We start from the raw sequence: 7,555 nt of genomic DNA, 5'->3' as shown, positions 1-7,555 counted from the left end.
TGATTTCTTATAATGAATCATGGTCTACAAGAAAGCTTAGAGGCTTTGCTTGTTCATCAGATAAACTTCAGGATATGTTTACCGAAAGGTACGCATAAACTATTTACACAAAATTATTGACACTACCCTGGAATCTTTCAAATTATAAAATAAATATAAAATAATTAAAATATTAATCTAAAGTTAATGGAACTTTCATTTACCTTAGATATGCTTTGTGATAAAATGGTATAAAATTTGAAACTTGAGTAATGATAATATTATTAGATTAGATATAGGAGACTCAAAATGACAATTAATAATTTTTTAATCGAGTTAGAACAGGCGTTAGAAGGCGAAGTTCCTGCTAGTGAGATTAAAAGCAATTTAAAATATTATGAAAACTATATGCAAGATCAGAAAAGCCAGAAGACAGAAGAAGAGATTACAGAAGCTCTGGGTGATCCTAGATTAATTGCAAGGACAATAATTGATACGTATCAGATGAATCATGGAAGTGGTAAGCATTATTCATACGATTATGATGCAGACCAAAGAAGCTATCATAGTGAATCTTCTTATTCTTCATCTGGATATCAAAATCAATCTGGTCAAAATGTTGAGAACAATAACTATAACAGAAATTCCAAAATGCGTGTATTTAATATGCCTGGATGGTTATTAGCTATTATTTTAATTCTTTTACTTGCTATTGTATTTAATATCGTTTTTTGGATTGGCGGTATTGCATTACGTATTTTCTTTAAAATTGGTGTACCTTTGTTATTAATATATTTTGGTGTTACGCTGATTAGAAATATGAGAAGGTAATAAAATTGTTTTTAAGACTTAGGTAAGTAGGTAAATAACATTTTATTAATATAAATTATTAATTTATGTTGTAATTTAGGAAAATGATAAACATAAAGATAAGATGTTATGAAAGGAAAACAATATGTTTGTAAAAAATGAAGATTGCATAGCAACACCATGTGAACCAGGAGTAAGTAGAAAAATATTATCATATTCAGATGAGTTAATGATGTGTGAGATAACCTTTGAAAAAGGAGCTGCTGGGAATGTACATTCGCATGAACATTTGCAAATTACATACGTAGCAGAAGGTGCTTTTGAATTTACAATCGATGGTGAAACACAAATTGTAAAAAAAGGTGATAGCGTTTATATGAAAAGTAATGCTGTGCATGGAGTTGTGTGCCTAGAAGCAGGAAAGCTTGTGGATGTATTTAATCCAAAAAGAGATGATTTTTTAAAGTAGTAAATATAACAAATAGAAACGCCAGGTAGGGGAGCTACCTGGCGTTTCGTTGAGGGGAGTATAAATAATTAATAAGGGGTTATATAGTGCATCAAAAATAAAATTTTCGATACTCCATTATCATAATACAAATTTATGTAAATTGCAATATGTAATTTTTTATAATTTTTTTTATAATGAATAAAATAGAAAAAAGAGAAGATAATATCTTTTGTAGTATCATAATAATTATTTCTTTAGGAGGAAATATCATGGCACAAAATTATAGCAATGACTATACTTCAAAAAATACGAATTCTCAGAATGCGCAAAGTAAAACAAGAAATGCATCTCAGAATGCGCAAAACGCAAATAACGCAAATAACGCAAACAATGCGAACAATGCGAACAATGCGAACAATGCATCTCAAAGTAATACTACGAGTGCATCTAGAAACAATGCTTCGAATAATAATCAAAACAGTTCTAGTAACAAAACAACTAGATAATCTGCTAGCAAATTTAAAAAAGCTACCGAAAGGTAGCTTTTTTTGTTGTAGATAAAGCACAAGGCATGTCGATTCGCATAGAATAATAGTGAAGAGAGTAGGTGTGCCTATGAGGTTTGAAACAGTTAGATTTAGTGAAATTAATAGATATCTTGGAAAAGATAATGCTTTAATTGTTGATGTAAGAGATCAAATGGAGTATAAAAGAGGACATTTAGAATATGCAATCAATATACCATATGAGGAGATAGAGGCAAATTTAGAGTTGTTATATCCTTATGAAACCATTGTATTATATTGTGATCGAGGAAACTTAAGCTTACGTGCAGCAAGAAATTTAGCACAAAAAGGACTTTTTACTATCAATCTTGCGGGTGGTTTACGTGCATATCGAGGAAATTTGGTGAAATAATTAGTATTACATTGACTGTTATGTAAAAGAGAATTAAAATAGCTTTAGAAAAACTTTGGAGGAACGAATGAGTCAATATGAATTTATTGCTCCTTGTCATTTTGGACTAGAAGCAGTGTTAAAAAAAGAAATAATGGATTTAGGTTATGAAATCGTTAGCGTTGAAGATGGAAGAATTACTTTTCTTGGTGACGAATTAGCGATATGTAGAGCAAATATGTTTTTAAGAACAACAGAACGTATTCTACTTAAAGTTGCAAAATTTAAAGCAGAAACCTTTGATGAATTGTTTGAAAAGACAAAACAGCTACCTTGGGAAAACTTTATACCTAAAGACGGGAAGTTTTGGGTTGCAAAAGCAACTTCGATAAAAAGTAAATTATTTAGCCCTTCAGATATTCAATCAATCATGAAGAAGGCAATGGTAGAACGACTAAAAGAAAAATATAAGGTAGAATGGTTTGAAGAAACAGGAAATGAATACCCGATTCGTGTAACATTTATGAAAGATGAAATTACAATCGGAATTGATACAACTGGAGAATCCCTTCATAAAAGGGGATATCGTAAATTAATCTCTAAGGCTCCAATTACAGAAACACTTGCAGCAGCATTGATATTACTAACCCCATGGAATAAAGACCGTATTCTAGTAGATCCATTTTGTGGTAGTGGAACATTTCCAATTGAGGCAGCGATGATTGGAGCCAAAATTGCACCTGGTTTAAATCGTTCTTTCTTATCAGAACAATGGAAAGATATGATTCCTAAAAAGTTATGGTATAATACGGTAGAAGAAGCTAATTCTATGATATTACATGATGTTGAAATGAATATTCAAGGTTATGATATCGACGGTGAAATAGTTAAGGCAGCAAGACAAAATGCGATTGTAGCTGGCGTAGATGAACATATTCATTTTCAGCAACGTGCTGTAAGTGACCTTAGCAGTCCTAAAAAATATGGATTTATTATAACGAACCCACCTTATGGGGAGCGTTTAGAAGAGAGAAAGGCAATGCCTGCTTTATATAAAGAAATTGGAAAAGCTTATAATGGACTAGACTCTTGGTCTTGCTTTTTAATAACAAGTTATGAAGAGGCGGAAAAATACATTGGTAGAAAAGCAGATAAGAATCGCAAGATTTATAATGGTATGCTGAAAACATATTTTTATCAATTTATGGGACCTAGACCACCGAAAAAAAATAAGTAATTGAAAATTTAATAGTAAGAAGTTAAGAACTGCTATGCCCTATAAAAAATTAGGCATAGCAGTTTTTTTGAAGAATAAATGCTTCGTTCTATCAAAGATTATGTTAATTGCTTTTCCACCCAGTCTTTAATATCGTTCATAATATCTGCACTATTTAATTCGTTTAATAATTCATGTCTTCCTTCTGAATATAAAGTACAATCGACACGTTTAAAACCTAAACTTTGAAGAAGTTGAAAATATTTTGTTATTTGTGTTCCATATGCACTAACTGGATCTTTATCGCCACTAATAATAAGAAGAGGTAAGTCTTTCTTTGTCTTTTTGATAAACTCTGGTTTTGAAGCATTTAAAGTTAAATGAAACAAATCGTTATAAAAACTAGTCGTACATATAAATCCGCAGTATGGGTCCTTGATATAGGCATCAACATGGGAAGTATTTCTAGACAACCAATCAAATGAAGTCTTTGTATTTAACTTTTTATATTGATTTCCTTGAAAAATTAAGCGATCTAAAAATTTAGACCGATACTTTGGACCTTTTATTTTCTTTTCAATAGAGGAGATGATGAGTCCTGCTTTTGTAAGCATTATAGGCGGATATGTGGATCCAGATATAATAGCGCAATCTACATCATCATAATGCTGTAGGACATTTCTTAAAATAATAGAACCCATGCTATGACCGAAAAGAATAATTCGGTTGGAACGATTGTTTTTCTTTACGTATTTTATTATAGAAATCGCATCAGCAACAACTTTTTTATGACCATTTGTAGTTGAGAAAAAGCCAAGATCTTCTTTCGTCTTATCATTACCATGGCCCCTATGATTGTAAAGATAAACATCATATCCATAACTATTTAGAAACTTAGCAAAAGTTTCATAACGTCTATGGTGTTCAGCCATTCCATGAAAAATTAGAAAAGTACCTTTTAAATTATTAGATTCACTAAGATAAGGATAGATAATTGTCTCGTAACCATCTTTTTGTTTAATGTTTATAGTTGAACTCATAAAATCCTCCTCATATTTTTGGTTTATGGGCAAAAAAACACATTTATAAATGTCTGTTTGGGTTATGCTATATTATAGGCGTTATTTCTCTAAATTTCAATTTTAATCGCCCATAAAGTTGTACAAATTTTCGACAAAACGTCCGATATTTATAATGACAGGTATATTAAAACATAGTATACTTAACTTGTTAAGATAACTTGTTGGTTATTTTCCTAGGAGGACATTAAATGTCAGAAGAAAGGTTGTTAAAGCGAGCTGCGGTGTACAGTGTGTTACTTATGCTCTTTGTGTTTTTCTTTTCATATTATAATCAAAGTAATAAAGAAAATGTATCTTATGCAAATGAAAAAGAATCAATGAATTCGGAAAATACAACAAAAAACTTATCAAATAATGATGAAAAATTAGACGGAATTTATGAAAATTTAAGTGGTGAGTGGATAGATACCTTAGGAAAAGAAGATGAAAATCTTAGGGATATAATTGGAGATAAATGTATTATTATTGAAAAACCAGTTGGATTAAATCGTACTACCAAGCTTGAATTAGAAGATTTAGCAGTTGATTCTAGCATCATTTTGACATTATCAAATCCAATGCAATTTTCAATATTACATAATCAAATAAAATCTTATTCGGATTCTGTCAAGTCATATAATATTGCATATGGTAATGTAGATGTTAATGGTGAGTATAGTATTCAAATCACGTTTTTGTTAGATACTACCTATGCATACAAGATATATGAAGACAATGATAATTTCTACATAGCATTATTGCAGCCGAAAGATGTATATGAGAAAATAGTAGTAATTGATGCGGGGCATGGTGGAATCGATAGTGGTACATACTCAAGTGGGTTTGAGCATTTAGAAAAAGATATGAATTTAAGCATGCTTTTATATCTAAAAGAATACTTAGAACAAGCAGATTTTAAAGTTTATTATACAAGGACAACAGATAGGAAATTATCACTTAGCCAAAGAGTTGGATTAGCTAATGCAGTGAATGCAGATTTATTTTTAAGTATTCATTGTAATGCAAGTGAGGATACTACTACGAATGGTATTGAGGTCTTGTATAATGAAAAGCAGAATGAATTAACTTCCTTTCGATCCATAGATTTTGCTGAGATTTGTTTAGACGAGGTAAATCAACTCATTAATAAAAATAATAGAGGAATTGTTCCAAGAAGTCAAAATGTTCAGATTATTGGAGATGCAAAGGTTCCTGTTGCACTTGTTGAGGTTGGCTTTATGTCTAATACCAGTGATCTTAATTTTCTATTGCAAGAGTCAAATCGTAAACTAGTTGCCAAAGGCATCTATAACGCGATTTTAAGGGCATTAGAAGAGATTGATTCGTCTGTAAGAAATTGAAGTTGACAAAGAAATAAAGATTATATAAGATTTTGAATAAAATAGAAAAGGTAAGTCTGTGCCAGTATGGAGGATAAGATGAAACGAATTATTTTTGCAACAACCAATGAAGGTAAGATGAAAGAAATTCGATTAATATTAAAAGATTTAGACTATGAAGTAGTTTCTCTTAAAGAAGCTGGATTAAATCCTGAAATAATCGAAGATGGTAAAACATTTGAAGAAAATGCAATAATTAAGGCTAAAAAAGTCATGGAGTTGACCGGTGAAATGGCACTTGCTGACGATTCAGGTTTAGAAATTGACTATCTTAACAAAGAGCCAGGTATTTATTCGGCACGTTTTTTAGGTGAAACAACTTCTTATGATATCAAAAATCAATATTTTTTAGATCAATTAAAGGATGTTAGCGAGGATAAGAGAACCGCGCGCTTTGTTTGTGCAATTGCACTTGCATATCCTGATGGAAGATGTATTACAAAGCAAGCAACCATTGAAGGTAGAATTGCACATGAAATTGCAGGCGAGAATGGGTTTGGTTATGATCCAATCTTTTATGTGCCAGAGTTTTCATGTACGGCAGCAGAATTATCTATGGAACAAAAAAATAAGATTAGCCATCGTGCTAAAGCGTTAAATGCAATTAAAACTGAGTTAATTTCAGGAGAATAATACATGAAAGTACTAATTGTAAGTGATTCTCACAATAAATGTTATTATTTAGAACGTGTACTAGAAAAAGTTCAACCCGTTGATTTATTAATTCATCTGGGTGACTTTGAAGGTGATGAGAGATATATTAAAGGAATGGTTAATTGTCCAGTAGCAATGGTTTCTGGAAACAATGATTATTTTACAGAAATTCCCCGAGATGATTTTATACAATTGGGGAAATACTATATTATGATAACTCATGGACATAAATACGGAGTTAATTATGGCGTTGATCAAATCAAAGAAGTGGCAGTTCTTAATGGAGCCAACATTGTTATGTTTGGTCATACACATCGTCCAATGATTGATTTATCCGATGATAATATTTGGGCTATTAATCCAGGTAGTATCTCTCAGCCACGACAAGATGGTAGAATACCATCCTTTATTATCATGGATATTGACCCACGAGGAGAGGCTCATTTTACGATAAATTACGTAGATAATGCCTACTAAAATACCATACAAAAAATTACTTTTTTCTTGGCTAAAAATGGATTTAAAAAAAATAAAAAAAAGTTTAAAAAAAGTGTTGACATTCTTCTTTGAGTCATATATAATATGTCTTGCGTCTGACAGTGATGAAAACAAACGACAGACACGAGATAAGCAATTTGATAATTGAATATCGTTTTTAATCCGGGGTGTGGCTCAGTTTGGCTAGAGTGCTTGATTTGGGATCAAGAGGTCGCAGGTTCGAATCCTGTCACCCCGACTTTAGAAACAAAACCCTATGCGGGTGTAGTTCAATGGTAGAACACTAGCCTTCCAAGCTAGATACGTGGGTTCGATTCCCATCACCCGCTTGATGTTTGACAGAAACATCTAAAACAAGCTGTCGTAAATGTGCTAGTAGCTCAGTTGGATAGAGCAACGGCCTTCTAAGCCGTGTGTCGGGGGTTCGAATCCCTTCTGGCACAGTTGTCTTTAGAAAATAAAGACGAGTTTTGTGGTGGGTATAGCGCAGTTGGTTAGCGCGCCAGATTGTGGCTCTGGAGGCCAAGGGTTCGAATCCCTTTATCCACCCTTGCAAAAGCTATTATATATATTTAATATTATTATATTG

General features: G+C 31.9%; 9 protein-coding genes and 4 tRNA genes. 12 read left to right on the top strand and 1 reads right to left on the bottom strand.

Annotated elements, in window-relative coordinates; all coding sequences use genetic code 11:
- The first annotated feature begins 288 nt into the window (after positions 1-288).
- The 5 genes from BN4220_RS08360 (at position 289) to BN4220_RS08340 (ending at position 3,374) form a co-directional block, all read left to right on the top strand.
- Complete coding sequence (locus tag BN4220_RS08360; protein WP_066715411.1) at positions 289-810, top strand: DUF1700 domain-containing protein; 522 nt, start codon at positions 289-291, stop codon at positions 808-810.
- Positions 811-934: 124 nt separating this feature from the next.
- Complete coding sequence (locus BN4220_RS08355; protein WP_066715410.1) at positions 935-1,258, top strand: cupin domain-containing protein; 324 nt, start codon at positions 935-937, stop codon at positions 1,256-1,258.
- A gap of 251 nt (positions 1,259-1,509) precedes the next feature.
- Positions 1,510-1,746 (top strand): hypothetical protein, encoded by a 237-nt coding sequence (locus tag BN4220_RS08350; protein WP_066715409.1) that lies wholly within the window; start codon positions 1,510-1,512, stop codon positions 1,744-1,746.
- 109 nt (positions 1,747-1,855) lie between these two features.
- Positions 1,856-2,158, top strand: a complete 303-nt coding sequence (locus BN4220_RS08345) for a rhodanese-like domain-containing protein (protein ID WP_066715408.1) — start codon at positions 1,856-1,858, stop codon at positions 2,156-2,158.
- A 67-nt stretch (positions 2,159-2,225) separates the two neighbouring features.
- Positions 2,226-3,374, top strand: a complete 1,149-nt coding sequence (locus tag BN4220_RS08340) for a THUMP domain-containing class I SAM-dependent RNA methyltransferase (RefSeq protein ID WP_066715407.1) — start codon at positions 2,226-2,228, stop codon at positions 3,372-3,374.
- Between the two features lie 98 nt (positions 3,375-3,472).
- Here the strand turns inward: BN4220_RS08340 and BN4220_RS08335 are convergent, their stop codons facing one another.
- Positions 3,473-4,393 carry an alpha/beta fold hydrolase gene (locus BN4220_RS08335; protein WP_066715406.1) on the bottom strand — a complete coding sequence of 307 codons (921 nt, stop codon included), beginning with the start codon at positions 4,391-4,393 and terminating at the stop codon, positions 3,473-3,475.
- A gap of 230 nt (positions 4,394-4,623) precedes the next feature.
- Between BN4220_RS08335 and BN4220_RS08330 the strand changes: the two genes are divergently transcribed.
- The 7 genes from BN4220_RS08330 to BN4220_RS08295 all read left to right on the top strand — a co-directional run bounded on the left by BN4220_RS08330 (position 4,624) and on the right by BN4220_RS08295 (position 7,515).
- Positions 4,624-5,775, top strand: a complete 1,152-nt coding sequence (locus BN4220_RS08330; RefSeq protein WP_066715405.1) for an N-acetylmuramoyl-L-alanine amidase — start codon at positions 4,624-4,626, stop codon at positions 5,773-5,775.
- 78 nt (positions 5,776-5,853) lie between these two features.
- Positions 5,854-6,447: an XTP/dITP diphosphatase gene (locus tag BN4220_RS08325; RefSeq protein WP_066715404.1), complete on the top strand. Its 594-nt coding sequence runs from the start codon at positions 5,854-5,856 to the stop codon at positions 6,445-6,447.
- A gap of 3 nt (positions 6,448-6,450) precedes the next feature.
- Positions 6,451-6,945 carry a metallophosphoesterase family protein gene (locus BN4220_RS08320; RefSeq protein ID WP_066715403.1) on the top strand — a complete coding sequence of 165 codons (495 nt, stop codon included), beginning with the start codon at positions 6,451-6,453 and terminating at the stop codon, positions 6,943-6,945.
- 184 nt (positions 6,946-7,129) lie between these two features.
- Positions 7,130-7,204, top strand: a tRNA-Pro gene (locus BN4220_RS08310).
- Between the two features lie 20 nt (positions 7,205-7,224).
- Positions 7,225-7,295, top strand: a tRNA-Gly gene (locus BN4220_RS08305).
- Positions 7,296-7,335: 40 nt separating this feature from the next.
- Positions 7,336-7,409: transfer RNA gene (locus BN4220_RS08300), tRNA-Arg, on the top strand.
- Positions 7,410-7,441: 32 nt separating this feature from the next.
- Positions 7,442-7,515, top strand: a tRNA-His gene (locus BN4220_RS08295).
- Positions 7,516-7,555 lie beyond the last annotated feature (40 nt).

Origin of the sequence: Clostridium sp. Marseille-P299 (assembly GCF_900078195.1) — a bacterium.
Classification (GTDB): domain Bacteria; phylum Bacillota; class Clostridia; order Lachnospirales; family Lachnospiraceae; genus Lachnoclostridium.
This window is presented reverse-complemented; position numbering and strand designations above follow the sequence as displayed.

Coding starts and splice junctions, on each gene's coding strand:
- BN4220_RS08360 (WP_066715411.1), top strand. CDS start 289: ATGACAATTAATAATTTTTTAATCGAGTTAGAACAGGCGTTAGAAGGC.
- BN4220_RS08355 (WP_066715410.1), top strand. CDS start 935: ATGTTTGTAAAAAATGAAGATTGCATAGCAACACCATGTGAACCAGGA.
- BN4220_RS08350 (WP_066715409.1), top strand. CDS start 1,510: ATGGCACAAAATTATAGCAATGACTATACTTCAAAAAATACGAATTCT.
- BN4220_RS08345 (WP_066715408.1), top strand. CDS start 1,856: ATGAGGTTTGAAACAGTTAGATTTAGTGAAATTAATAGATATCTTGGA.
- BN4220_RS08340 (WP_066715407.1), top strand. CDS start 2,226: ATGAGTCAATATGAATTTATTGCTCCTTGTCATTTTGGACTAGAAGCA.
- BN4220_RS08335 (WP_066715406.1), bottom strand. CDS start 4,393: ATGAGTTCAACTATAAACATTAAACAAAAAGATGGTTACGAGACAATT.
- BN4220_RS08330 (WP_066715405.1), top strand. CDS start 4,624: ATGTCAGAAGAAAGGTTGTTAAAGCGAGCTGCGGTGTACAGTGTGTTA.
- BN4220_RS08325 (WP_066715404.1), top strand. CDS start 5,854: ATGAAACGAATTATTTTTGCAACAACCAATGAAGGTAAGATGAAAGAA.
- BN4220_RS08320 (WP_066715403.1), top strand. CDS start 6,451: ATGAAAGTACTAATTGTAAGTGATTCTCACAATAAATGTTATTATTTA.